At 68.0% G+C, this 25,372-nt stretch carries 23 protein-coding genes and 1 tRNA gene; 12 read left to right on the top strand and 12 right to left on the bottom strand.

The window, feature by feature from the left end; translation table 11 throughout:
* Positions 1-116 precede the first annotated feature (116 nt).
* Positions 117-1,619, bottom strand: a complete 1,503-nt coding sequence (locus tag P8X75_06800) for a diguanylate cyclase (GenBank protein MEJ1994910.1) — start codon at positions 1,617-1,619, stop codon at positions 117-119.
* 208 nt (positions 1,620-1,827) lie between these two features.
* Between P8X75_06800 and P8X75_06805 the strand changes: the two genes are divergently transcribed.
* Positions 1,828-2,940, top strand: coding sequence for an Ldh family oxidoreductase (locus P8X75_06805; protein MEJ1994911.1), 1,113 nt, complete (start codon positions 1,828-1,830; stop codon positions 2,938-2,940).
* Here the strand turns inward: P8X75_06805 and P8X75_06810 are convergent.
* A complete protein-coding gene (locus P8X75_06810) occupies positions 2,937-3,839 on the bottom strand; it encodes an NAD(P)/FAD-dependent oxidoreductase (GenBank protein MEJ1994912.1) in 903 nt (300 codons plus the stop codon). The two genes, P8X75_06805 and P8X75_06810, sit on opposite strands and share 4 nt — an antisense overlap.
* 358 nt (positions 3,840-4,197) lie before the next feature.
* On the opposite strand from P8X75_06810, the gene P8X75_06815 reads away from it, so the two are divergent.
* On the top strand, positions 4,198-5,424 hold the full coding sequence (locus P8X75_06815) for a hypothetical protein (protein ID MEJ1994913.1): 1,227 nt from the start codon (positions 4,198-4,200) through the stop codon (positions 5,422-5,424).
* 46 nt (positions 5,425-5,470) lie between these two features.
* Complete coding sequence (locus P8X75_06820) at positions 5,471-7,462, top strand: hypothetical protein (GenBank protein ID MEJ1994914.1); 1,992 nt, start codon at positions 5,471-5,473, stop codon at positions 7,460-7,462.
* A gap of 78 nt (positions 7,463-7,540) precedes the next feature.
* Here the strand turns inward: P8X75_06820 and P8X75_06825 are convergent.
* From P8X75_06825 to hemC, 5 genes are all read right to left on the bottom strand, one after another.
* A tRNA-Thr gene (locus P8X75_06825) sits at positions 7,541-7,616 on the bottom strand.
* A gap of 194 nt (positions 7,617-7,810) precedes the next feature.
* Positions 7,811-9,226 carry a heme biosynthesis HemY N-terminal domain-containing protein gene (locus tag P8X75_06830; GenBank protein ID MEJ1994915.1) on the bottom strand — a complete coding sequence of 472 codons (1,416 nt, stop codon included), beginning with the start codon at positions 9,224-9,226 and terminating at the stop codon, positions 7,811-7,813.
* Between the two features lie 16 nt (positions 9,227-9,242).
* A complete protein-coding gene (locus P8X75_06835) occupies positions 9,243-10,613 on the bottom strand; it encodes a hypothetical protein (protein MEJ1994916.1) in 1,371 nt (456 codons plus the stop codon).
* Positions 10,614-10,678: 65 nt separating this feature from the next.
* A complete protein-coding gene (locus tag P8X75_06840) occupies positions 10,679-11,380 on the bottom strand; it encodes a uroporphyrinogen-III synthase (GenBank protein MEJ1994917.1) in 702 nt (233 codons plus the stop codon).
* Between the two features lie 4 nt (positions 11,381-11,384).
* Positions 11,385-12,323, bottom strand: a complete 939-nt coding sequence (hemC, locus tag P8X75_06845) for a hydroxymethylbilane synthase (protein ID MEJ1994918.1) — start codon at positions 12,321-12,323, stop codon at positions 11,385-11,387.
* A gap of 90 nt (positions 12,324-12,413) precedes the next feature.
* On the opposite strand from hemC, the gene tsaD reads away from it, so the two are divergent.
* The gene (tsaD, locus tag P8X75_06850; protein MEJ1994919.1) at positions 12,414-13,496 is read left to right on the top strand and encodes a tRNA (adenosine(37)-N6)-threonylcarbamoyltransferase complex transferase subunit TsaD; all 1,083 of its coding nucleotides are present in this window, start codon (positions 12,414-12,416) and stop codon (positions 13,494-13,496) included.
* Positions 13,496-14,473: an NAD(P)-dependent glycerol-3-phosphate dehydrogenase gene (locus tag P8X75_06855; protein ID MEJ1994920.1), complete on the top strand. Its 978-nt coding sequence runs from the start codon at positions 13,496-13,498 to the stop codon at positions 14,471-14,473. The genes tsaD and P8X75_06855 overlap by 1 nt, the downstream gene beginning before the upstream one ends.
* A 3-nt stretch (positions 14,474-14,476) precedes the next feature.
* Here the strand turns inward: P8X75_06855 and P8X75_06860 are convergent, their stop codons facing one another.
* Positions 14,477-15,223 carry a creatininase family protein gene (locus P8X75_06860; protein MEJ1994921.1) on the bottom strand — a complete coding sequence of 249 codons (747 nt, stop codon included), beginning with the start codon at positions 15,221-15,223 and terminating at the stop codon, positions 14,477-14,479.
* A 122-nt stretch (positions 15,224-15,345) separates the two neighbouring features.
* Here P8X75_06860 and P8X75_06865 point away from each other — a divergent pair, with 122 nt between their 5' ends.
* From P8X75_06865 to acs, 3 genes are all read left to right on the top strand, one after another.
* On the top strand, positions 15,346-15,759 hold the full coding sequence (locus tag P8X75_06865; protein MEJ1994922.1) for an EVE domain-containing protein: 414 nt from the start codon (positions 15,346-15,348) through the stop codon (positions 15,757-15,759).
* Positions 15,756-16,115, top strand: coding sequence for a Rieske (2Fe-2S) protein (locus P8X75_06870; GenBank protein MEJ1994923.1), 360 nt, complete (start codon positions 15,756-15,758; stop codon positions 16,113-16,115). The genes P8X75_06865 and P8X75_06870 overlap by 4 nt, the downstream gene beginning before the upstream one ends.
* Positions 16,116-16,247: 132 nt before the next feature.
* Positions 16,248-18,188 (top strand): acetate--CoA ligase, encoded by a 1,941-nt coding sequence (gene acs, locus P8X75_06875; protein MEJ1994924.1) that lies wholly within the window; start codon positions 16,248-16,250, stop codon positions 18,186-18,188.
* 93 nt (positions 18,189-18,281) lie between these two features.
* On the opposite strand, the gene P8X75_06880 is transcribed toward acs, so the two are convergent.
* Positions 18,282-19,817, bottom strand: a complete 1,536-nt coding sequence (locus P8X75_06880; GenBank protein MEJ1994925.1) for a PLP-dependent aminotransferase family protein — start codon at positions 19,815-19,817, stop codon at positions 18,282-18,284.
* Positions 19,818-19,937: 120 nt separating this feature from the next.
* Between P8X75_06880 and P8X75_06885 the strand changes: the two genes are divergently transcribed.
* Together P8X75_06885 and P8X75_06890 are read left to right on the top strand one after the other, a co-directional pair.
* Positions 19,938-20,636: a pyridoxamine 5'-phosphate oxidase family protein gene (locus P8X75_06885; protein MEJ1994926.1), complete on the top strand. Its 699-nt coding sequence runs from the start codon at positions 19,938-19,940 to the stop codon at positions 20,634-20,636.
* 26 nt (positions 20,637-20,662) lie between these two features.
* Complete coding sequence (locus tag P8X75_06890) at positions 20,663-21,223, top strand: peroxiredoxin (protein ID MEJ1994927.1); 561 nt, start codon at positions 20,663-20,665, stop codon at positions 21,221-21,223.
* A 4-nt stretch (positions 21,224-21,227) separates the two neighbouring features.
* On the opposite strand, the gene P8X75_06895 is transcribed toward P8X75_06890, so the two are convergent.
* Positions 21,228-21,635, bottom strand: coding sequence for a cytochrome c (locus P8X75_06895; protein MEJ1994928.1), 408 nt, complete (start codon positions 21,633-21,635; stop codon positions 21,228-21,230).
* A 60-nt stretch (positions 21,636-21,695) separates the two neighbouring features.
* Positions 21,696-21,953, bottom strand: coding sequence for a DUF1674 domain-containing protein (locus P8X75_06900; GenBank protein MEJ1994929.1), 258 nt, complete (start codon positions 21,951-21,953; stop codon positions 21,696-21,698).
* Between the two features lie 121 nt (positions 21,954-22,074).
* Here P8X75_06900 and htpX point away from each other — a divergent pair, with 121 nt between their 5' ends.
* Positions 22,075-22,956, top strand: a complete 882-nt coding sequence (gene htpX, locus P8X75_06905) for a zinc metalloprotease HtpX (protein MEJ1994930.1) — start codon at positions 22,075-22,077, stop codon at positions 22,954-22,956.
* Between the two features lie 9 nt (positions 22,957-22,965).
* On the opposite strand, the gene P8X75_06910 is transcribed toward htpX, so the two are convergent.
* Complete coding sequence (locus P8X75_06910; protein MEJ1994931.1) at positions 22,966-23,637, bottom strand: glutathione S-transferase family protein; 672 nt, start codon at positions 23,635-23,637, stop codon at positions 22,966-22,968.
* Between the two features lie 151 nt (positions 23,638-23,788).
* On the opposite strand from P8X75_06910, the gene murJ reads away from it, so the two are divergent.
* Entirely contained in the window at positions 23,789-25,351 is a 1,563-nt protein-coding gene (murJ, locus tag P8X75_06915; GenBank protein MEJ1994932.1) for a murein biosynthesis integral membrane protein MurJ, read from the top strand.
* Positions 25,352-25,372: the final 21 nt, after the last annotated feature.

The raw sequence follows: 25,372 nt of genomic DNA on the forward strand, positions 1-25,372 counted from the left end.
TGCCGGGCCCCTTTTTCTTGTGCCGTGATCCGCCTGGGGCCCGCTTGAGGGATGCAGGGGGCCAGAGCCCTCCCACTTGGCCTCCCGCTTCTTCGCCTCCAGCCCCGCGTCTCCGGTCAGCCGGCGGAGGAGGCAGCTCCCTGGATCGAGGAGGATCTCTCCGGCAGCAGGATGTCCCGGGATGCGCTCACCACTTGGTTGCGCCCCGCTCTCTTTGCCTGGTAGAGCGCCTTGTCGCCCCACTCCAAGAGCTCCTCCGAGCTCTTCGGCAAGCCGTCGGCGAGCGTGGCGACGCCCAGGCTGATGGTCACCTGGTTGCCCGGTGCGAGGCGGTGCTCGATCTGCGCCAATTCCACGGCGACGCGCATGCGTTCGGCGACATGGCGCGCGCCCTCAGCAGGGGTGTCGGGCAGCACCGCGATGAACTCTTCGCCGCCGTAGCGTGCGAAGAGGTCGCCCGGCCGCCGCAGACAGCCATTGCAGGTCTCCGCCAGCATCTTGAGGCAGCGGTCCCCTGCGGGGTGCCCATAGAGATCGTTGTAGGCCTTGAAGTTGTCGACATCGATAATCACCACCGACAGCGGCTCGCCGCTGCGTTGGGCGCGCCGCCACTCGATTAACACCGTACGGTCCAGCAGCCGCCGGTTGGGCAGGCCGGTCAGCGGATCAGTGGTCGCGATCTCCGCCAGCTTTCCGTTGGCGCGTTCAAGATCGAGGGTCAGGCGCGCACTCTGCTCGATGATCACGGCGAGCGGCAAAGCGATGAGCAAAGCGCAGGCGATGAAGCCCTGTAACAGAATGACCTGCTCGCGTGCGTGGCTCCCCGTGGCCAGAGCGAAGGGGCCGTCGCCGGCGATGGTGTAGTAAAGGGCCACGCCCCCCATCATGAAGATCGCCGCCGCGCCGCCGGCAAAGCCGAGTTGCAGCACCGCGATCACCAGAGGAACGAAGACCAGGAAGGCGAGCCGTGGGTCCTCCCCTGCAAAAACCAGGAGGGTGACGGAGAGTAGCACCGAGAGGACGCCAAGGCTCCGCAAACGCGCGCCCGGCGCCAGAAGCTGGAGAACCTCGTGCTTCTTCACCGCCAGCAGCAGCGGCGCCATGATCGCCATGCCCAAGGCGTCGGCCGGGTACCAGACGGTCAAGGTCTCGATGAAGTTTGCGTCTGCCATTACGCCCAGGAGGGCGCCGGCCATCAGCGCCGTGGCGGCCGGGGCGAGCAGGATCGCAAAGGATATGAAGGCGGCAAACCCGCGGCTTTTGACCACGCTGAAGTTGGGACCGAGCAGGAAACGCAAGGGATAGGCCGCGACCAGGACTTCAAAGGAATTGCAGAGCGCAAGTCCAAGCGAGAGCACCAGCGGATCGCCGGATGAGAGGTTCGCCGCGATGTTTCCAAGGAGCCCGGCAAGGATATAGGTCGCCCAGTTGCGGGAGGGTGAGCGCAGCAGAATCGCGAGAAGGATTCCGTTGCCGAGCCAAATGCTCGCCACCCTGCCGCTGCTGAGCGTCAGTTGGATGCAGCCCCAGGCGCTGATCCCGATAACCAGGGCGATCAGGAGGGCATTGATCCAAAGCCGGACCCGGTCGGGCCGTGTCGTCTTGATCCCGTCTCTCACGCTTGTTCCCTCTCCCGTGGAGCCCATTTCGGAGGGGCTCATAGGAATTCGCACCATCTTGGCGGGAACTCATAAAAATTGAGTTAATTTCGCTTCTAGCCCCTGGACGCGCTGGATGCCGTCCCATCACGCTTGGCGATCTTGTTTGCGCCGCTTAGTCTGCCCCTGTTTTCCAAGACTTCTCTCAACAGGAACCGGGGGCCAGGAAATGAGCGGCAATCCAAGCGACGCCATTGGAAAGCCGGGCGAAGCCGAAGGGGCCCGTCGCTTCGATCCTGATCTGCTTCAATCCTATGTCGCCGCGATCTTCGCGGGCCATGGCCTGCTGGCAGAGGACGCCGCCCGGGCGGCAAACGCGCTGGTGCGCGCGGACCTGCGCGGCATCTGGTCCCACGGCGTGGCGCGCAGTTCCATGTACTGCGGGCGGCTCGCCAAGAAGGCGGCGAACCCGCAGCCCCGGACGACGCTGGAGCGCAGGGCCGCGGCGGCGGCGCTGTTCGACGGTGACGACGGCCTTGGCATCGTGGTCGCGCCGCGCGCCATGGCGGCGGCGATAGATCTCGCCAAGGAAAGCGGAGTCGGTCTCGTCGGGGTCAAGCGCAGCGGGCACTTCGGCATGGCCGGTCTTTATGCTGAGCAGGCGGCCCAGGCGGGGTGTCTCGGCTGGGTTTTCACCAACGCCTCCCCGGCCTTGCCGCCCTACGGCGCGCGCGCGGCACACTTCGGCACCTCTCCGCTGGCCTTTGCCGCGCCGACGCCCGAAGGCATGCCGCCCTTCCTGATCGACATGGCCATGAGCGTCGTGGCGCGCGGCAAGCTGAAGTTCTCCGCCCAGCGGGGCGAGTCCATTCCCGAAGGTCTGGCGCTCGACGCCGAGGGGCGGCCGACGACCGACGGCGCCGCCGCCTTCACCGGCGTCGTTCTGCCCTTTGGCGGGGTGAAGGGTGCTGCGCTTTCCTGGCTGATGGACCTGGCGGGCGGAACCTTCACCGGCGCCGCCCACGCCGGCCTTGCCGCCAATCCCTTCACCGGCACCGACCGGCCCCAGGGCACCGGGCACCTCTTCATTGCCGCAAAAGCCGATCTCTTCATGCCCATGGAGGACTTCCTGGAGCGCATGCGCGAGTCGATCCTGGCGGCAAAGGCACTGCCCCGCGCCGAGGGCTTCGAGGAGATCCTGACGCCCGGAGAGCCCGAGGCGCGCTCGGAGGCCAAGATGCGCGCCGAGGGCGTGCCCTTGACCCGCGACGTGGTCGAGGACCTGGCGGCCCTGGGCGAGAGCGTCGGCGTCTCCTGGCCCGAGGCGCTGAAGCCCGTCTAAAGCCGCGTATAGGCGGTCTCGCGTCCCTCGATCCGGTCCTGGATCGCGCGGGCCGCCGTCACGCCGTCGGCCAACGCCGTCGCGCAGCAAGGGTGAGCGCGGCGCGCCAGCTCGCCAATCGCATAGAGGCCGGGGATGCTTGTCTCGGCCGTGTCCAGCTGAGTCTTGACGAAACCCTCCGCGTCGAGCTGAGGGGCCAGGCCCGCGAGGACTTCGCTGTTCGGCTGCCAGCCATAGAGCACCACGATGCGGTCGAAGGCTTCGCCCGCCACCGTCAGTTCCGCAGGATCGAGGCTGTAGGGACCGACGCGCAGGTCCTGCGCCGCCACCGCCTTCACCAGCGCGGCCCTGGCGCGCAGGCTGCGCGCGAAGAGGGTCACGGAGGCCGCCCCCGCCGCCTTGATCAAACCATGGTTCTCAAAGGCGTTGTCCCCGCCGCCCAGGAGGGCGACGCGAAGACCGCTGAAGTCGGTTTCGGCGATCTCGGCGCCCGGGCCGAAGATCAGGCCGGGACCGGGTGCGATTCCGCCGTCGCGCGGCCTCACGCCCGTGGCGGCCACGAGGAAGCGGCACTCGACCTCACAGAATTCTTGGCGGTTGGTCCGCCGGTAGCGGACACGGAAACCGCCGCCGCCGCGCTCCAGCGCCGTCACCTCGGCCGAGGCTTCAACGGCAACGCCGCACTCCTCCAATTGTTGTTGGAGGGTGGCGGCAAAGGCCGTTCCAGAGGGACCGCCGGCGCCGGCCAGCCAGAGATTGGGGTAGGGACTGATGGCCTGCAGCCCGCCAACGCGCGGCTGCTTCTCCAGGATCAGGGGGCTGTAGCCCAACTGCTTGAGCCAAAGCGCGCAGCTGGCCCCTGCCGGGCCGCCACCCAGGATTACAGTCTCCGGGCTCACTCTTGCTCTCGCCTCCGCGTTCTCGTCATGCCTTCAGGCGAAGTTAGTTTGCCCCAGGGATTTGTCACCTCCCAGAGACTTTTCAGAAGGGATGGCGTAAAAAAGGAGTAGCAATAAGGCGTCTGCAAGAAGAACTATGAAAAAGCATCTAAAGTTTAAACCATGAAGTATGAACTCATTATATTTTCTTACTGAATATTTCTACTTATTTAATTCTCTTTATCAGGGTTGAACCAACAATCTGTCGAACAATATATTAAGGCATCCAAGAATTAGAGCCGTTGCAACGTCAAACGGTTGCAGCGCCCGTCCAGGGCGTCCGGCTTTCCGAGCCATAGCAAAGGAGTGCTTCGCCACAGTGACTGAAAAGAATCCCGATAAAGGCTTCGTCGCAATCCTTGGATGGAGCCTGAATGCGATTGACGCCATTGACCGCTTCGACCGCCGCTACGTGGTGGTCGCCCCGAGCTGGGCGGAGGACTATGCCCGCGAGAACGACATTCCGTTCATCGCCTGGGACTTCGACCGTCTGAACGAGCGCAGTCACGAGATCGCACAGATCCTGAAGGACGAGGGCTGCGACGTCGCGATCCCGCTCTACGAGGAGACCGTCGAGTGGGCCGGAGCGATCAACGCCGTGCTGCTCGACAACCCGCGCCTGCTGGGCCAGTCCATGCTGTTCCGCGACAAGTCGCTGATGAAGCGCCGCGCGCAGCTGGCCGGCATCCGCGTCGGCATCTTCGAGGAGGCGGACAACCACGCCGACGTCATCCGCTTCTTGAAGCGCGTCAACCAGACGCTTCTGAAGCTGGAGGGCGACCCGAACGACCCGATTCACTTCAAGGCCTTCGATAAGGCCGGCTGTCTCGGCCACCGGACCATCCGCACGGTCGAGGATGTCGACTCGATCTCCGACGACGAGTTCCCCGCGCTTCTGGAGAGTCATCTGGATGGCTGGGAGTTCGCGGTCGAGTGCTGGATCAAGGACCGCAAGATCCAGTTCCTGAACATCTCCGAATACGTGACGCTCGGCTACTCGGTCTTCGTTCCGGCCACCCCGGAACTGGAGTCCTGGCGCGACGCCATCACCAAGGAGATCGAGAAGCTGATCGAGGCCTTCGACATCGACTTCGGTTTCATCCACCCCGAGTACTTCGTCACCAACGACGGCACCATGTACTTCGGCGAGGTCGCCTATCGTCCGCCGGGCTTCAACGCCCTGGAGCTGATCGAGCGCGCCTATGGCTTCAACGGCTATCAGGGGCTCGTGCTGGCCTTCGACCCCAAGACCACCCAGGAAGAGCTGGACGCGTTCTTCCCGGAGCCGGTCAAGGACGCCAAGGGCCATGCCGGTTGCTTCGGCGCCTATCCGCGCCGCCGCGTGGTGAGCTACATGGAGGTCCCCGAAGAGACCGAGAATCACCCCTACTTCGAGTTCCACGAGCTGTCCCAGCCCATGGAGCAGAAGGTGACCAAGCGAACTGCTTTCGGTACCCACTGGGGTCTGGTCTACTTCTTCGGCGACAATCCTCATAAGCTGAGGGACCTGCTGAAGGCGCAGGAGGAACTGGACTTCTACGTGTGAGGCGGCCTGCCTCTCTATCCGAAGTCTCCACCGGGGGTGCCGTTACGTGAGTGATCTAGACCGCCTGAGCGAAACGCTGGAGGTCGCGCTGTCCCGTTTGGAGTCGGCGCGGCCCTTCGCGAAAGCTCGTTATCAGACCGGCGTTCTCGATGTCTCCTACCGCCTGATGGCGCAGGAGGGCGGCCTGGAACGGCTTCACGCTCTGGCCCCCCGGCTGGACCAGGCGGGGATCTTCAGCGGTTCCGACTGGGACCAGCCGGAGACCCTGCAACCCCAGTTCGTCGCTAGCGCGCTGGACGCCCCGCAGCGCACCACGGTCGCGCTGGAGGCGCTCAGCCTCCTGCGCATGCTGGCGCTTGCGGGAGGGGAGCACTATCACCCCGGAATCCACGCCGAGCACGCGCGCCACTTCCTGACCCAGGTGCTGGCGCTCAACATCAACCGCTTCTTCGGCCAGGTCGACGAAGCCGGGCGCGAGGCCGAGGGCGCGCGCCGCACGGTGGAGCGCCTGCTGCGCTATCTGGCCGCGCGGATCGGCTTCAAGGACGTGCTGGGCGCCCTGGTCAATGAAATCTGGCGCATCCTGGCACAGCGCCCCGTGAACGTGGGGCCGGTCAAGGAGATGATCACCCAGATCGCCGTCACGCTTTCGCGCGAAGGCGGGGAGGCCGGGGAGGCCCGCATCGGCGCGGACCGGCTGGTCTCCGCGCTGTTCGGCACCACCTCGGGCTGTCTGGACGACCCCGGCATCGCAGTCTACCGCGAACGGCTGTCCGGTCTGCAGGAGAGCGCCTTGCTGCACGAGGCGCACGGCTTCGCCCGCGCCATGCACGATACCGGCCTGGTCTCCGACTACCACGCGGGGTTCCTGGTCTGGGCGCTCGACGCCGGTCAGGAAAGCCTGATTCCTGAGGCCTTGGGTCTCGACCGCACCGGTCTCACCTGTTACCGCCGCCATGAAGCCCTGGTTCACGACCTGATCCGCGCGGCTGTCGGGCCGGAGACGCCGCAGGCCGTCTATGGCCTTTCCCTGCTGCTGCAGCGGGGCATCCTGCACCATCCCCCCATCGCGCCCTCGCTGCGCCGTCAGGTGGAGCTGGAGCCGAGCGCCGAGGCGGCCGCGCGCATCGCCAGCGCCTACGGCCCTTCGGTCGAACCGAAGCGGTTCCTGACCGCCGGGGTGCTTCAGGTGCTGGGCCAGCCGCTCGGCATCGGGCAGGGCGCCAACCCCACCTGCCAGTCGGCCCGCGCCATGACGCTCTGGTCGCTGAACGATCCGGACTACCTGCTGGACCTAATCGCCCAGGCCGCGCGTTTCGATCGGATCGAGATGTACTTCGAGGGCCAGCGCCTCAACTCCGCTGCGCTTCCGACGGGATTGACTCCCTTCGCGCCGCTGGACTCCGATCCGGTCTCCGTCGTTCTGGTGCCGCACCTGGACCGCATCTACGCCGAGATGGGACGCCGCTGCGCGGACCGCCCGGAGGACCCGCACGTCTGGGTCAATCCGGAGTTCCACGGCTGGTGGGTCGCGCGGCACTGCTGCGTCGCGGTCGATGTCGCGAGCGGCGCGCTTCTGGCGATCGAAGACTTCCTGGCGAGCTTCCACAGCGCCTACCACCCACACTACAACGGCGGGGAACCGCTGATCCATCCGCAGCCGGCGGGGGTCGCGGTGACCGACCCCGGCGGCGAGTTCATCGGCTGGCACGCCATCGCCATCCTGCGCGTCGCACCGGATCAGGACGGCGTGATGAGGGTCTATTTCTATAACCCGAACAACGATAGCGGACAGGATTGGGGCGGCGGCGTGAAGGTCTCGACGCAGGGGCAGGGCGAAAACTATGGAGAGGCCTCGCTGCCCTTCGACCAGTTCGCAGCGCGCCTCTATCTGTTCCACGAGGCCCCGGCCAAGCCGCGCGGCGCCAAACGCCCTCCGGCCGAAGAGCTGAGCGCCATCGCCGAGCAGATCCGCAAGAGCTGGGCCGCCTACCGCGGCGAGCTCCAAGGCAGCCCCATCGCCGCCCAGGCGGAGTAGGCAAGGCGGAGTAGGCAGGCAGGGCCAGCCACCTGGTGGCGGCCTTGGACGGGTCTATGGATTTTCCGAAAAAGAAAGTGGTGCCGCCAGGGTGACTCGAACACCCGACCTACGCATTACGAATGCGCCGCTCTACCAGCTGAGCTATGGCGGCTTCTCCACCTTCCGGGGCGCCGAAACGCGGTTCCCGGGAACGGAGCCCATCGCCCGCGCGGATAGCGCGGCGGCGAGCGGGCTTTATCTAATGCAGGCGCGAGTCCGGGTCAATCCTTGATCGGGCTCGGCCTGCGGTGCCAGGACGTGACCAGGCCGGACGCGACCAGGCCGGAGGTGTCCAGTAGTACGTGATCAGGCCGGGCGGGGTGCTGCGCCCCCAGGCGCTGGATCCTTGGGCGCTGACTCCTCGCCCGCCTCCGTGGGCGGGGCGACTTCGCGGACCTCGACCTCCGGCATCTCCGGGAGCAGGCCGCTGGTCATCTCCGGCGGGGAGCGCCAGTCAAGGCTGTCGATCTCGCCGCAGGCGCGGCAGGCCGCCGACCAGTCGATCGCCGAGGTGCCGCATTCCGCGCAGACCCAGGCCGGGTCGTTGGGCGCGGCGGCGGCGCGGCGGAACCAGTCGTGGGCCCGGGCGGAATCGCCGTTCTCGGCCTCCTCCAGCTCCGCCATCAGACGGCAGACCGCTTCGCTCGGCTGCGCGCCGCCCGCCAGTTGCAGGTGTCGGCGCGCCTCGCCCCAGAGCTGCGCGTCCAAGGCGGCGCGGGCCTGCGCCAGATGGCTTTCGGGGTGGCTGACCCGCATGTGCACCAGCTTGGTCAGGCGCTTGACCCGCTCCAGCGGTTTCTCGTTCGGCTCCATGTCCAGGAAGGGCTTGACCAGGGCCGGATGCGGCGCCTTCTCCCAGGTCTTCTGTAGAAGCTTCAGCGCCTTGCGCTTGTCGCCGCTCTCAACGTGCAGCCGTGCGAGCAGGGCCGCCGCGGGGATCAGATCGGGAACCAGCTTGACCGCCTCGGCCAGGGCGCGCTTTGCGTCCTCGCGCCGGTTCTCCTCGACCAGCCCGCGGGCCTTTTCAGTCAGGAGCACGGCGCGGCGGCGCTGCCAGTCCGGCTTGCGCACCGCATTGTTCGCCTTGGCGAGGGCGAGCGCCTGTTCCGCCGCCTCGATGCGCCCGTGGCGGAGCTCCAGCTTGAACAGCATCTCGGAGACCCAAGGCGTATTCGGCTGCAACTCCTTGGCGCGGCGGGCGTAGTCCAGCGCCGCCGCCTCGTCGCCCGCCTTCATGGCCTGATTGAACAACCCACGCAGGCCGAGAAAGGCCGTTTCCTCGCGGTCCAGCATGGCCGTGAAGTAGCGCTTGGCGGCGTTCTCGTCGCCGTTCAGCTGCGCCGCCTGCGCCGAGAGCAGAAGGGTCAGCGGCGGCTCGTCCAGAAGGCGGTTGGCCTGCTGGGCCAGACGCCGGGCCTCGTCGGGCGCGCCGGCGGCGACCGCCACCATCCCTTGCGTCAGCGCCTTGTAGCCGCGCACGCGCTTGTTGTCGGCCATGTTGCGTTTGATCGACCCGGGCGCGCGCCGCGTCGCGATCCAGAAGCGGTAGATGCCGGCGGCCACGATCATCAGCAAGAAGATCGCCAGCAGCAGGATTCCGACCGTGGTGTCGATGCGGTAGCCGAGCCAATCGATGGAAACGTCGCCGGGCCGCTCCGCCAGCCAGATGGCGACGGCGATGAGGACCGCGAGCTTTACGAAGAACCAGAGTGAGCGTCCCATGACCTGCGCCGCCCCCTTAGTTCGCGGCCTGGAGCGCGGAGAGGAAGGCGCGCGTCGCCTCCTCCACGGCTTGCTCGGCCTCGTAGCGGCGGCGGGCTTCGGTCAGCCAGGGCTCCGCGGCGGCGGCGGCGCTTTCCGGCAGGCCGGAGAGCGCGTCCAGAGCGTCGCCGAGATTGCCGGCGGCCAAAGCGTCCTCGGCCAGACCCACGGCCAGCTCAGGCGAGCCCTCGGCCGCGTTCTCGGTCGAGGGGCGCACGGTCACCACCTGGGAGAGACGGCGCTTGATCCCGGCCAAGAGAGCGTTCTCCTCGCCCTCTCCGGCGGCGGCCGCGACGATATCGCGGGAGGCGGCGCGGAAGGACTCCTGAAGGCGCACCAGGCGCAGCACGCCGGTGTCGGCGGACTCGCCGAGCGGCTGCAACGCGGCCTCGACGTCGGGCCGGGGCCGGGCGGCCAGCAGCGCCGCCTCCAGCGTCTCCGCGAAGGGCTGTCCGGTGAAGATCTGCTCGCGCAGGCTGCCGAGCGAGAGAGTCAGGGCGAGGTCCGAGGTCGAAACCGGGCGCACGACCTGATGGCTCTCCACCCGGTCGAGCCGTGCGATGATCTGATCCAGGCTTTCGCCCCGTTCGGCAAGCTGCCGGTCGATCTCGGCCTGGAGCGCTGCGATCGCGCTCTCGCTCACGGCTCCGGACCCGAGCGACAGCGCCTGATCGGCCTTCTCGCCAATGGCCGTGATCCGCTGGGACAGGGCACCGATCTGCTCGCTGGCGTTCGGTCGGCTCTCCAGGCTGGCGACGCGCCTTTGCAGCGCCTCCACCTCTGCGCTGGCTACGGCGTCATCCTCATCGACCAGAGGCAGCCAGATCTCGCGGGCCACCACGGCGATGCCGATACCGACCAGAAGCACCAAGGCGCCTAGCGCCATGGGGATGCCCCAGGAATCGCTGCCCTGCCGGGCCGGCGTGCTCGCTTGAGGCGCGGCCGTTTGAGAGGAGGACTTGGGAATCGCGCTCGAAGCCTTGGCTTGCGGCGCGGCGGCGGCTTCCTTGTCTTTCGGGTCGCCAGCTTTGGCGTCACTGGCTTTGGAACCTGCCGAGTCTTCCGTGGGGTCGTCGGGCATCTGCGCGCTGGAGGCGACGGTCCCGGCGTCGAGGTTCAGCTTGTCGGCCTTGGCGAGTTCGAGAATCCTCTCGTGGCGGGCGGGCGGGATCACGCCCCGCTCTTTCCAGCCCTGGACGGTCGAGGCGGCGACGCCCAGCTTCTGCGCCATGGGGCGGATGCCGCCAAAGGCTTCGATCACCTTGTGCGCCGCGGGCACCGTGGCCTCGTCCTGCGCCTTCTTGTCCGCCTTGGCGCCCGTGCTGGTCGAATTCGGCTCGTCACTCATCGCTTACCCTTGCTGGAGGCGTTCATCTAAAAAGACGCCTTCCCATCGCGGTTTGCGTCCGGGGATCAGTCGGACAGCAGGTCCAGAAGACTGGATTGCGTGGGGCGCGCCGCGATCCGAACGGTTCCCCAGGGCAGGCCCCCGGCGGCCTCCGCCACAGCCTCGCTCAAGCAGTAGGCTGCTAGCGTTCGGCAGCGTTCACCAAGCCCCTGACGTTCGCACAGGCTAACAAAGCTTGCAGCCGTACGGGGAGATAAAAATAGCATGCCGTCCATGGCACCGGAGTCAAGGGCCGTACGTACGTCTCCAGGCAGTTGTTCAACTGCTAAAGTACGGTAAAGCACGGCCCTGCGGGCATCGAATCCCCTGCGTGAGAGGTCCCCCGTCAGGTCGAAGGCCTGATCCTCGCCACTTATGTGCAACAGGCCGCCACCCTCTCTGGGCCAGCGTGCCCGGATCAGGTCCGCGAGGTCCTGGGCGTTGCCCTCGGCGCTCTCCACCTCGGAAAACCCGGCCTCCCGCGCCGCGCGGGCAGTCGCGTCGCCGACGCAGAAGACCGGCAGGCCGCGGGTCTCCTGGAGGCGCGCGAAGGCGGCGACGCCGTTGGCGCTGGTGAAGACCAGGGCGGCGACGCCGTCTAGACTAAGGTCGGCATCGAGCCATTCGACGGTCAGGAGCGGGCAGATCAGAGCCTCGTGACCGGCCGCGCGCAGCCGCTGCGCCAGGGCCTCTCCCTGGGGCAGCGGGCGGGTGACCAGCAACCGCAAGGGGTTAGAGCCCCAATTTCTCGAAGAAGGCGGGTCCGGCCTCGCCTCTCAGGATGTTTCCGGCCTCCCGGCCCAGCGCGTCGGCGGCGGAACGTGCGCCTTCCAGCTCCGTGCGGTAGCACTCGCCGCCATCAGGCAAAGCGACCAGGGCGCGCAGCCGCAAACGGTCCTCTCCGACCGGCTGTGCGTAGGCGGCGATGGGCGTACGGCAGGAGCCGTCCAGCACCGCCAGACAAGCCCGCTCGGCGGTGATCTCCTCCAGGCTCTTCTGGTGGCCGAGGGGCGCCAGATAGGCCGCCGTGCTCTCGTCGGCCTCCCGGATCTCGATCCCCACGGCGCCCTGGGCGACGGCGGGCAGCATCTCTTCGGGCTCAAGCACGGCCGGCAGGTCGCGGCCCAGCCGCTTCAACCCCGCAACGGCCAGAAGGGTGGCGTCCACCTCTCCCTCGCGCAGCTTGCGCAGGCGCGTGTCCACGTTGCCGCGCAGCGTGTCCACCTTGAGGTCGGGCCGCACCAGCAGGATCTGCGCCTGCCGCCGGAGACTGGCCGTGCCGACCAGCGCCCCGGGGGGCAGTTCCGCCAGACTCTGTTCGCCTTCGCGGGCGAAGAAGGCGTCGCGCGCGTCTTCGCGCGGCAGGATGGTGGGGATCACCAGCCCGTCGGGCAGCACCGTGGGCATGTCCTTCATGGAGTGCACGGCCATGTCGATGTCGCCGCCGATCAGGGCTTCCTCGATCTCCTTGGTGAAGAGGCCCTTGCCGCCGATCTCCGACAGCGCGCGGTCGAGGACGATGTCGCCGGTGGTCTTGATGACCACGATCTCCAGCGCGCCCTCGGCGGCCAGTTCGGGATGCGCTCCGGCCAGCAGATCGCGGACCATGGTCGCCTGGGCCAGCGCCAGCGGCGAGCCGCGCGTGCCGATCTTCAGGATGGGGTCTGTCATGTCCAACAGCTTTAAGGCCCTCGCCGCCGTTCCGCAAGCGCCAGCTTTTCCCGCTTGGAGCGGACCCTCAGGCCTCCTATCTTGCGGGGCATGAATATCCTTGGCATCGAAACCTCCTGCGACGAGACCGCCGCCGCCATCGTCACCGAAGGCGCGGACGGGAAGGCTGGCCGCATCCTGGCCAACCGGGTGCTGTCGCAGCTCGATGAGCACCGGCCCTATGGCGGGGTGGTGCCGGAGATCGCGGCGCGCAGTCATCTGGAGCACCTGGACCGCTTGATCGGCGAGGCGCTGGAGGAGGCCGGCCTCGGCCTCGACGACCTGGACGGCATCGCCGCGACCGCCGGGCCCGGCCTGATCGGCGGTGTCTTCGTCGGCGTGCTGACCGCCAAGGCGCTGGCCGCCGCGCGCGGCCTGCCCTTCGCCGCCGTCAATCATCTGGAGGGCCACGCGCTGACGGTCCGCCTGACCGAAGGCATCGCCTTTCCCTATCTCCTGCTTCTCGTTTCAGGCGGGCACTGCCAACTGCTGGCCGTCGAAGGACTGGGGCGCTACCGCCGCTATGGCTCGACCATTGACGATGCCGTGGGCGAGGCCTTCGACAAGACCGCGAAACTCCTGGGTCTCGGCTATCCCGGCGGCCCGCTGGTCGAAAAGGCGGCCCGGACGGGCGATCCCGGACGTTTTGCCCTGCCCCGCCCCCTGCTGGGCCGCAAGGAGCTGGACTTCTCCTTCTCCGGACTGAAGACGGCGGTGCGCACGCAGGTGCAGGCCCTGGAGCCGCTCACCGATCGCGACCGCGCCGACCTGGCCGCAGGCTTCCAGGAAGCCGCCGCCGACGTGCTGGCCGACCGCTCCGCCCGCGCGCTCGCCCGCTTCCGGGAAGAAACCGGGGCCGCCGGGCCGCTGGTCGTGGCCGGCGGCGTCGCCGCCAACGCCCGCATCCGCACCCGGCTTCAGGAGACCGCCGCCGAGGCGGGCGCCGAGCTGGTGGCGCCGCCGCCCGCGCTCTGCACCGATAACGCGGCGATGATCGCCTGGGCCGGGCTGGAGCGCCTGAAGGCCGGGCTCAGCGATCCCCTCGACTTCGCCCCGCGTCCGCGCTGGCCCTTGGATTCCCTAAGCGGTCCGGCGAGCAGCCCAGCGAGCGGCCCGGCGAGTGGTTTGACGTGATGGCGGCCTTTGAAAAAGTTGGCGTGCTGGGTGCCGGGGCCTGGGGCACCGCCTTGGCGCAGCAGGCCAGCCAGGCGGGGCGGAGCGTTCGGCTCTGGGGCCGCGATGCCGGTCTGATCGAGGCGATGGCGCAGAGCCGCGAGAACAGCCGCTATCTGCCCGGCATACCGCTATCCGAGGGAATCGCGCTGGAGCGGGACATCGCCGCGCTCGCCGAGACCGATCTGATTCTGGCGGTGGTGCCCGCCCAGGCGTTGCGGGCGAACCTCGACGTCTTGAGCGGGCTCTCCTGGACGCCGCGCCCGCTGGTGATCTGCGCCAAGGGCATCGAAGCGGGCAGCGGGCTGCTGATGACCGAGGTCGCCGCGGAAGTCCTGCCCGATTGGCCGCTGGCCGTGCTGTCGGGCCCGACCTTCGCAGCGGAGGTGGCGCGCGGCCTGCCGACCGCCGTCACCCTGGCGGCTGAGCAGGAAGGCCTGGCCGAAGACCTGGCGGCGGCCCTCGGCACCAAGACGCTGCGCCCCTACGCCTCGCGGGATGTGATCTCGGCGGAGGTCGGCGGGGCGGTCAAGAACGTGATCGCCATCGCCTGCGGCCTGGTCGAAGGCCTGGGCCTGGGCGAGAACGCGCGCGCCGCCCTCATCACGCGCGGTCTGGCGGAGATGGCCCGGCTCGCCGCCGCCAAGGGCGGAGGTCCGCAAGGCCTGATGGGGCTGGCCGGGATCGGCGACCTTTCGCTTACCTGCAATTCCCCGACCTCCCGGAACTACCGGCTGGGCCTTGCGCTCGCCAAGGGCGGAGACGCCCCCGGCGATCTGGCGGAGGGGGCGGCCAGCGCCCCTGCCGTGGTCGCCTTGGCCACGCGTCTGGGCGTTGAGATGCCGATCGCCGAGGCGGTCACGGCCGTGCTGCTAAAAGGCGCCGATCCGATGGAGATGGCGCGCGGCCTGCTGTCGCGGCCCTTCCGCCGCGAGTAGCGCTCAGCCCTTCGCGAAGCTCTCGTAGTCCGCGGAGAGTCCCTTCACCGCCGCCTTGTAGATCTCCTCGCCCGCCTCCACGGAGGCCAGCGCCGGGTTCGACCCCATGCGGCCGTCCGGATAGCGCCGCCTGAAATCCTCGGCGTCGTAGATCGGTCCGCTGGGCGCGATCTCCGGCGTCATGGCCGCCTGCTTCTGGTGGTCGGGGTAGGCGTAGTAGGTGAGCGATATCTCGGAGCAGGTGGCGTGACTCCCCTCGGCGCTGCCGAAGCGGCGTCTGGAGATGTCCATCACCCCGGCGGCTTCCCACCAGCAGCGCAGCTTGCAGCGCAGGTCCGGGCGGTTGTGACCCGCGCGTCCGAGGCTCGCCTCGGCGTAGACCTCCGAGAAGGCCGCGTTGATGCTGGCGATGTTGCCGCCGTGGCCGTTCAGGAAATAGAAGCGGTCGAAGCCGTGGCGGGCCAGCGAGTTGATCTGGTCCAGCAGGACCGCGATCAGGGTCGAGGGCCTTAGCGTGATGGAGCCCGGAAAACCCAGGTGGTGCTGGGCCATCCCGACGGCGATGGTCGGCGCGACCAGGGCGCCGGTTTCCTCCCCGATGCCCTTGGCGAGCACTTCGGGACAGAGGGCGTCGGTGCCGACGAAGCCGTTGGGCCCGTGCTGCTCGGTGGAGCCGATGGGGATGATCACGGCGGTGGAGTGCTTGAGGTAATCTTCCACTTCCTGCCAGGTGCTGAGCTGGAGCTGCATAGCGGGGGAGGTTCCTTTCCGCCCCTTATGGCCGCCTGGCCGGGGCTTTTCTCTTGGAATTGGCGAGGTGTTTCCTAAGTTGTGGAGCAATGTCGGGTTCGAATCGAGGGGGAAAAGCACCCATGGCCTATTGGCTGGTGAAATCTGAGCCCGGGACCTGGTCCTGGGATGACCAAGTGCGCGACGGCACGACCCACTGGGACGGCGTGCGCAATTATCAGGCCTCCAACAACCTGAAGGCCATGAAGAAGGGCGACCGCTGCTTCTTCTACCATTCGGTCAACGAGAAGCAGATCGTCGGCATCGTCGAGGTGGTCAAGGAGTACTACCCCGACCCGAGCGACCCGAAGGGCCGCTTCGGCATGGTGGACGTGAAGGCGGTCAAGCCCTTCAAGCGCCCCGTGACCCTCGCGGAGATCAAGGACGAGCCGCGCCTGGAGGAGATGGCGCTGATCCGCCAGTCCCGGCTCTCCGTCATGCCGGTGAGCGAGGAGCAGTGGAACCTGATCCTGGCCATGGGAGAGACCAAGCCGTGAGCGAGACGCCCATACTCTGCCGCCTCGACGAGATAGAGGACGGCGCGGCTAAGGGCTTCTCGCTGGAGCTAGACGGTGAGCGCCTGGAGGTCTTCGTGGTGCGCCGGGGCCGCGAGCTCTTCGCCTACGAGAACGCCTGCCCGCACATCGGCACGCCGCTCGACTGGACGCCCGACCGGTTCCTGGACGCAGCGGGCGACAACATCCTCTGTGCGACCCACGGCGCCCTGTTCCGGATCGAGGACGGCTACTGCACCGCCGGACCCTGCGCGGGCGACCGGCTGAACCGATACGAGATCGAAATAGACGGGGAGGACCGGCTGCGTCTTGCGGGCCGGAAAAGCGCGGCCGCCTGACCCGGAACTGATACAGATCACGGCGCGCAGCTTGTAAGCCGCAGAGATTCCCGTTTTAATCGCCCGCAACCACCGAAAGGGCCCCAGTTTCGTGGGCCCGCGAACAGATATCTGGAGGAGGCAGACCCCGCCATGACCGAAGTCGTTACCTATCCCATCAAGGAAGACGCCGCCGAACGCGCTTGGATCGACGAATCCAAGTACTTCGAGATGTACGAGCGCTCCGTGAAGGACCCGGAAGGCTTCTGGGGCGACGAAGGCAAGCGCCTCGACTGGTTCAAGCCCTACAGCAAGGTCAAGAACACCAGCTACGACCCGGAGAACGTCTCGATCAAGTGGTACGAGGACGGGACGCTCAACGCTTCCTACAACTGCCTGGACCGGCACCTGGAGAAGCGCGGCGATCAGGTCGCCATCATCTGGGAGGGCGACGACCCCGCCGACGACAAGAAGATCACCTACAAGGAGCTGCATGAGCAGGTCTGCCGTCTGGCGGGCGGCCTGAAGTCGCTGGGCGCCAAGAAGGGCGACCGCATCACCATCTACATGCCGATGATCCCCGAAGCCGCGGTGGCCATGCTCGCCTGCACGCGCATCGGGGCCATCCACTCGGTGGTCTTCGGCGGCTTCTCGCCGGACTCCCTGGCCAACCGCATCCAGGACTGCGATTCCAACATCGTGATCACCGCCGACGAAGGCGTGCGCGGCGGACGCAGCATCCCCTTGAAGAAGAACACCGACGCGGCGCTCGCCAAGTGCCCCTCGGTCCAGCACGTGGTGACCGTCAAGCGCACCGGCGGCGACATCGCCTGGAGCGAGGGCCGCGACGTCTGGTACCATGAGCTCTGCGCCCAGGCCTCCCCGGACACGCCGGCCGAGGAGATGAACGCGGAGGATCCGCTCTTCATCCTCTACACCTCCGGCTCGACCGGTAAGCCCAAGGGCGTGCTGCACACCACCGGCGGCTACATGGTCTACGCCGCCATGACCCATCAGTACGTCTTCGACTATCACGACGGGGACGTCTACTGGTGCACCGCCGATGTCGGCTGGGTCACGGGCCACAGCTACATCCTCTATGGCCCGCTCGCCAACGGGGCCACGACCCTGATGTTCGAAGGCGTGCCGAACTATCCCGACGCCTCGCGCTTCTGGCAGGTCTGCGAGAAGCACGGCGTCAACAGCTTCTACACCGCGCCCACGGCGATCCGCGCGCTGATGCGCGAGGGCAACGGGCCGGTGGAGAGTTGCGACCTCTCAAGCCTGCGCCTGCTGGGCTCGGTCGGCGAGCCGATCAACCCGGAGGCCTGGAAGTGGTACTACGAGGTGGTCGGCGGCGAGAAATGTCCCATCGTCGACACCTGGTGGCAGACCGAGACCGGCGGCATCCTGATCACGCCGCTGCCCGGCGCCACCCCCTTGAAGCCCGGTTCGGCCACGCGGCCCTTCTTCGGCATCAAGCCGGAGATCGTCGATGCCGACGGCAAGGTCCTGGAGGGCGCGACCGAGGGCAACCTCTGCATCGCCGATTCCTGGCCGGGCCAGATGCGCACGGTCTTCGGCGACCACGAGCGCTTCGTGCAGACCTATTTCTCGGCCTACAAGGGCAAGTACTTCACCGGCGACGGCTGCCGCCGGGACGAGGACGGCTACTACTGGATCACGGGCCGCGTCGACGACGTGATCAACGTCTCCGGCCACCGCATGGGCACCGCCGAGGTCGAGTCCTCCCTGGTCGCCCACGAGAAGGTGGCCGAGGCCGCCGTGGTCGGCTACCCGCACGACGTGAAGGGCCAGGGCATCTACGCCTACGTGACCCTCAACGCCAGCGAAGAGCCGAGCGAGGAGCTGCGCAAGGAGCTGGTGCAGTGGGTCCGCAAGGACATCGGCCCCATCGCCAGCCCTGACCTGATCCAGTTCGCGCCGGGCCTGCCCAAGACCCGCTCGGGCAAGATCATGCGCCGCATCCTGCGCAAGATCGCCGAGAACGACTACGGCAGCCTGGGCGACACCTCGACCCTCGCCGACCCCGGCGTGGTCGACGACCTGATCGAGAACCGCCAGAACCGCTAAGGCGGGGAGCGGATCGCCTCAAGACGTGAATAGCCTGAAGACAGGGGGCCGGTTTCCGGAAGGGGAAGCCGGCCCCCTTTCTCTTTTTACCGGTCAGCGGGCCGCCGGGCCCAGGGCGTCGGCGAGGTCGCGGCAGGCTTGGCCCATGGCGTCTTCCGGAACGGCGGCATAGCCGAGGAGCAGGCCGCGCTGGCCGGGCGTCTCCTGGTAGTAGCGGGAGAGCGCGCGGCAGGCGAGGCCGCGGGTTGCGGCGCGTTCTTCCATCTGCTTGTCGGTCAAGCGGCGGGCCAGCGCTTCCGAGGGGCGGGCGATCAGGTGCAGGCCGGCCTCGTCCGGCTCCAGGGTCAGAAGCCCGGAGAGATGCTCCTTCGCCGCGGCCAGCAGCGCTTCCTGCCGCGCGGCGTAGAGCAGGCGGGTGCGCCGGAGGTGGGCTGCGAAATGCCCCTCTGAGAGGAAGGCGGCCAGCGCGGGCTGGGCGATCATGGAGCTGTGCTCGTCGAGCGCGGCGCGGCCCCGCTCGAAGCGCTCTGCCAGATCGGGCGGCACCACCAGATAGCCGAGCCGGATCGAGGGGAAGAGCACCTTGGAGAAACTGCCGATATAGAGCACGCGGCCCTGACCGCCCGCCGCCGGGCTGTCGAGCGCCTGGAGCGCCGCCAGCGGGCGGCCCGCGTAGCGGTACTCGCTGTCGTAGTCGTCCTCAAGGATCCAGGCCTCGCTCTCGCGCGCCCAGTCGAGCAGCTCCAGCCGCCGCTTCAGGCTCATGACGGTGCAGAGCGGATAGTGGTGGGACGGCGCGACCACGGCCATGCGCGCCTCGGGCGCGCGCCGTCTCAGGTGGGAGACCGAAAGGCCCTCGCCGTCCACCGGCACCGGCGCGATCTTGAGGCCCGCGGCCAGCAGCGGGCCGCGCAGCCCGGGATAGCCCGGCTCCTCCATCACCGCCGTGTCGCCGGGGTCTAGCAGCAGTTGCGCGGCCAGCGAGACCGCCTGTTGCGCGCCGCCGGTGATCAGCACCTGTTCGGGGGTGCAGTCCAGGTCGCGCGCGCGCCGCAGGTAGAGCGCCAGCGCCTCGCGCAGCGCCGGAAGTCCGCCCGCGCCGCCGCTGCGGATCAGGCCCGTCGCCGGCCGCCGCCAGGAACGGGCCAGCAGCCGCGACCAGAGATCGAAGGGAAAGTGGTCCGGGTCCGGAAGCCCGGGCAGAAAGGCCCTGTCGGGCCGCTTGGGCGTCTGTCCGCGCGCCTGATGCAGCGGGCTCAGCGACTGGCCCCGCTGGGAGAGACTGCGCGGTTTCAGCCGCGCGCCCGCCAGCGTGCGCGGTAGCGGCCGGGCGGTCAGCAGCGCCTCCGGCAAGACGTCGGAGACGTAGCTGCCCGCGCCGACCTTGCCCTCCAGGTAACCCTCGGCGTGAAGCTGGTCGTAGGCGTTTATCACGGTGTTGCGCGAGCAGCCGAGCTCGCCCGCCAGCGTGCGGCTTGGCGGCAGGCGCGTGCCGGGCGCCAGCTTGCCCTCCAGCACGGCGCGGCGCACCGCCTCGTAGAGCTGTCGGTAGAGCGGGCCCGCCGCGGGGTCCAACGTCACCTGCAGAAGCGGCGCGCGCGACCCCCTGCTGTCCTTCGTATCCGGCATATTGGACCCATAAGATTAATGCGATTGGCCCTTCTTATGGGGCCAAAGTGAGATTAACGTCGCGCTTCAAAATCCGCAAGCAGCAGCGCTCCGCGAAAGGAGCGCCGAGGAGCCCAGACCATGCCTAAGACCACGCCCAAGACCACGCCCAAGAACAGCCACACGCCGAACGACGCCTACCCCAAGACCGACCGGACCAGGGTCAGGCGCAGCCACAACCGGGCGCGCTACGACCGCGAGGCGGTGCACGCCGTGCTCGACGCCGGGTTCGTCTGCCATGTCGCCTATGTCATCGACGGCCATCCCTTCGTGACCCCGACCGCCTACTGGCGCGAGGGCGAGCGGGTCTACTGGCACGGCTCGGCGGCGAGCCGCATGATCAAGAAGATCCGCGAGGGCGTGCCTGTCTGCTTCAACGCCTCGCTTTTCGACGGGCTGGTGCTGGCGCGCTCGGGCTTCCACAGCTCGGTCAACTACCGCTCCGTCACGATCTATGGTCAGGCGCAGCAGGTCGAGGGGCGAGAGGCCAAGGAAAAGGCCCTGGAAGGCCTGTTTCAGCGTATGATGCCGGGACGCTGGGAGACGCTGCGCGCGCCGACCACGCAGGAGATGAAAGCCACCTCCGTGCTCTGGCTGCCGCTGGAGGAGGCGGTCGCCAAGATCCGCGAAGGCGGCCCGATCGAAGACGAGGCCGACCTGGAGCTGCCGATCTGGAGCGGCGTGCTGCCGGTGCGCCAGGTGGTCGAGAAGCCCTGGACCGATCCGCTGTCGAAGGGTCTGGCCGTGCCCGACCACGTCGAGGGGTTCAAGATCGGTTAGGGGCCCGGATAGGAGGGAGCGCACCCATGACCGACCACCAGCAACTGCCCGAAGGCCTGCCGGTGCCCGAAGACGACGGCGGGGCGGCGCATCTGACGGGCTTCCGCCTGCCCTCGGTGGCGCTGCCCACGACGGCGGGGCGGATCGTGGACCTCTCTACGCTCTCCGGGCGCTGGGTGGTTTACGCCTATCCGCGCACTGGCGAGCCCGGCAAGGACTCACCGCCGGGCTGGAACGAGATTCCCGGCGCGCGCGGCTGCACCCCGCAGAGCTGTTCCTTCCGCGATCACCATGCCGACCTGGCCGCGCTGGGTGCGGGGGTCTTCGGCCTTTCGACCCAGAGCAGCGCCTACCAGCGCGAGGCGGTGGAACGGCTGCATCTTCCCTTCGAGATTTTGAGCGACGAGGAGTTCAGGCTGACCGAGGCGCTGGGTCTCCCGACCTTCGAGACCTCCGGCATGCGGCTCTTGAAGCGCCTGACCCTGATCCTGGACGACGGGCAGGTGACCAAGGTCTTCTACCCCGTCTTCCCGCCCGACCGCAGCGCGGAGGATGTGCTGGAGTGGCTGCGCGCCCAACCGGCCTGATAATCTACTGTTGGGCGGCCCGGGCCGTGATCTCGGCCTGCGTTTTGCGGATCTCGTCCGGCCACTGGCTCTTGATGTAGTCCAGCACGGCCCAGATTTCCTGATCGCTCAGAATCTCCTCGTACCCGCCCATGTCCGAGGCGTAGTTCGGCACCAGCGCCTCGATCCCGTACTTGGTGATGGCGAAGAGCTGCGGGTCCGGGTGGTGCCAGGTGTGGCCGCTCTCGTCGTGCGGCGGGGCAGGCAGCTTTCCGTCCGGCTTGCGGGTCCGCCAGTCCGGCTCGCCCTCCAGCGCGGCGCCGTGGCACGAAGCGCAGTGCTGCAGATAGAGGGCCTGACCGTCCGGCTCGGCGCGGACCGGAAGGGCGAAGACAACGCTGGCGAGAGCGGAGAGGAGTAAGGGTCTCATCATGGCGATCAGCACTAGAGGTTCCAGCAGGGGGAAGGTCAAGCGGCCAACTCAGCAGGCAATTCAGAAGTCGTAGCAGATGCCCTTTTTCTCCCAGTCGCCATAGCGGGTCGGCTCGGGGCCTTCCGGGCCGCCAAGCTCGCGCTCCTTGCGAGCGGCGTCTTCGGCGGCCTTCCGGCGGCGCTCTTCGGCCTCGGCCTTGGCGCGCTCGGCGGCGGCCTTGAGCGCCGCGTCCTTGGGCTGGGCGGGCTTGGCCGGCTCTCCGGTTCTCTTCCCGGCTGCCCGACCTCCTGGGATATGGACTTTGAATTCTTGGCTCATGGTGGAGAATATGGCGCGAAGGGGCCTTGCCGCCAAGTCTTGAAGCGGGGGGCGGCAATGCCGATTTCTATGGGGCTTGGGCCTGGACTTGTGCCCCCGCCTCTCTTGGAGATGACCTGCCATGAACGTCTTTCGCACCGGAATCCTGATCGCCGTCATGACCGCGCTCTTCATGGGCGCTGGCTATCTGATCGGCGGGACCAGCGGCATGGTGATCGCCTTCGTGGTCGCCGCGGGCATGAACTTCTTCGCCTACTGGAACGCGGACAAGATCGTCTTGCGCATGTACAAGGCGCAGCCCGTGACTCGCGAGGAGTCGCCGCAGTTCTACGGCATCGTCGAGCAGCTGGCGGAGAACGCCGGGCTACCCATGCCCAAGGTCTACGTGATCGAGAACCCGCAGCCCAACGCCTTCGCGACGGGCCGGAACCCCGAGAACGCCGCCGTGGCCGCGACCACCGGCCTGCTGCGTAGCCTGAACGCGCAGGAGGTGGCGGGCGTCATGGCCCACGAACTGGCGCATGTGAAGAACCGCGACACGCTGACCATGACCGTGACCGCGACCATCGCGGGCGCGATCTCCATGCTCGCCAACTTCGGGCTCTTCTTCGGCATGATGGGCGGCGGCAACCGCAACAACCCCTTGGGCATCGTCGGGGTGCTGCTGGTGGCGCTGCTGGCGCCCATGGCCGCAGCGCTGGTGCAGATGGCGATCTCGCGCACCCGGGAGTACGAGGCCGACCGGATCGGCGCCGAGATTTGCGGGCGCCCGCTCTGGCTCGCCTCCGCGCTGGAGAAGATCCAGCAGTCCGCCGAGCGGATCGACAATCAGGCCGCCGAGAAGAACCCGGCGACGGCGCACATGTTCATCATCAACCCGCTGCACGCCCACAAGGTGGACAACCTCTTCTCGACGCACCCGACCACGGCCAACCGGGTCGCCAAGCTGCGCGCCATGGCGGGCGATGCAGGCGGCCCCTCGGTCAAGCGGCCCTGGAGCTGAGGCGGGGTCCTAGAAATCCAGATCGGCGTAGTGCGCGGGCGGGTTGATGCCCGGTATGCGGTCGGCCAGCAGCGCGCGGAAGGAGGGGCGGGACTTGACCCGCGCGTACCAGTCCTTGGCCGCCTCGTGCTTTTCCCAGGGCACGTCGCCCAGGTAGTCCAGGCAGGAGAGCTGCGCCGCCGCCGAGATGTCGGCCTGGCTGAAGTTGTCCCCGGCCAGCCAGCGCCGCCGCTCCGACAGCCAGCCGATGTAGTCCAGGTGATAGCCGATGTTGGCCTTGCCCGCGCGGATCGCGGCGGAATCCGGCGCGCCCAGCCCCAGGAAGCGCTTCATCACCTTTTCCTCGACCAGATTGTCGGTGACCTCGCGCCGGAACTTGGCGTCGAACCAGTTGGAGAGGCGGCGCACCTCCGCGCGGGCCGCCGGGTCCGGGCTGTCGAGAAGGGTCGGCTCGGGATAGGCTTCCTCAAGATAGGCGGCGATCACCTGATGGTCGGGCAGCACGATGCCGTCGTCCTCGATCAGGACCGGCAGTTCGCCGGAAGGCGACAGGGCCAGGAAGTCCTCGCGCCGCTCCCAGATCTTCTCGACCTTCATCTGAAAATCGAGCCCCTTTTCGCCCAGGATCAGGCGAATCTTGCGGCAGGCGGGATCGAGCCAGAGGTGGAAGAGGGTGCGCATGTCGGGCCGAACTATAATGAGGACTCGGGCGCGACGATAGCGCCGGTACGTTAAAGCGAAACTAAAAAATCTTTGCTCGCCGCCAAGGGGCGGCGGCGAGAAGAAAGGGCTGCTTCCTAAAGTCGCCGCAATCCTCTAGATACTGCCCTCCATGGCTTTGTTGCGTTCCATGATGACGGTGGGAGGCTGGACGGCGGCGAGCCGCGTCCTGGGCTTTGCGCGCGACGTGCTCTTTGCGGGCGTGCTGGGCGACGGCCCGCTGGCCGATGCTTTCTTCGTCGCCTTCAAGCTGCCGAACTTCTTCCGCCGCCTCTTCGCCGAGGGCGCCTTCAACGCGGCCTTCGTGCCGCTCTTCGCCCGGCGGCTGGAGCAGGAGAGCCGCGCCGCCGCACAGCGCTTCGCCGAGGACAGCCTTTCCGTGCTGCTGGCCATGACGCTGGGCCTCACGGTCCTGGCGCTGTTCTTCATGGAGCCGCTGGTGATCCTGCTGGCGCCGGGCTTCGCGGAGGACCCGGAAAAGCTCGCGACCACGGTGGAGCTGTCGCGCATCACCTTTCCCTATCTGCTGTTCATGAGCCTGACGGCGCTCTTGAGCGGTCTGCTGAACTCGCTCTACCGCTTCACCGCCGCCGCGGCGGCGCCGGTGCTGCTGAACGTCATCTTCCTCGTTTGCCTCCTGGGCGTGATCCCGCTGCTGGCGGAGGGCGAGGCCGGGCGGGCGCTCTCCTACGCCGTGGCGCTGGCCGGGCTCGCCCAGTTCCTGCTGCTCTACTGGTCGGCCTACCGCGCGGGCATGCCGCTCAGCCTGCCGCTGCCCCGGCTGACCCCGGGCGTCAGGCGTCTCTTCAAGCTTATGGGGCCCGGCATCCTTTCTGGGGGCGCGGTGCAGATCAACATCATGGTCGGCACCATCGTGGCCTCGCTCCAGGCCGGCGCCGTCTCCTGGCTCTACTACGCCGACCGGGTTTACCAGCTTCCGCTGGGCCTGATCGGCATCGCGCTCGGCGTCGTGCTGCTGCCCGAGCTTTCCAGGAAGCTGCGCGCCGGGAACGACGAGGCGGCCATGTACTCCATGAACCGGGGCCTGGAGATTTCCCTGCTGCTGACGCTTCCGGCGACGGTCGCGCTTCTGGTCGTGCCGCTGCCGATCATCGTGGTGCTGTTCGAGCGCGGGGCCTTCGACCGGGAGGCCGCCGAGGCCTCGGCCTGGGCGCTGGCCGCCTTCGCCTCGGGCCTGCCCGCCTACATCCTGCTGAAGCCGCTTCAGGCCGGGTTCTTCGCCCGCGAGGACACGGTGACGCCGCTCAAGATGGCGCTGGTCTCGGTCGCCGTGAACATCGCGCTCTGCGTCGGTCTGTTCCATCTCATGGGCCACGTCGGCATCGCGCTGGCGACGGCGCTCGCGGCCTGGCTGCACATCGCGCTTCTGGGGCGGCGGCTGATCGCACGCGGGTTCCTGACCTTCGATCAGCGCCTGCGCCGCCGCCTGCCGCGTGCGCTCCTCGCCAGCCTCGTCATGGGCCTCGTGGTCTGGGGCATCGCGCAGGGCGTGGCGCCCTGGCTGGAACTGGGTTTGGCGGCCAAGGTGGGCGCGCTGGGGCTGCTGGTCGCCGGCGGCCTCGTCTCCTACTTCGGGCTGGCGGTCGCCACCCGCGCCATTGAGCGCGAGGACGTGAAGCTGCTGACCCGCCGCCCGCCTGGCCCGCGCCCTTGACCTGTCCCGCGCCCTTGACCG

The organism is Limibacillus sp. (assembly GCA_037379885.1).
GTDB lineage: Bacteria > Pseudomonadota > Alphaproteobacteria > Kiloniellales > CECT-8803 > JARRJC01.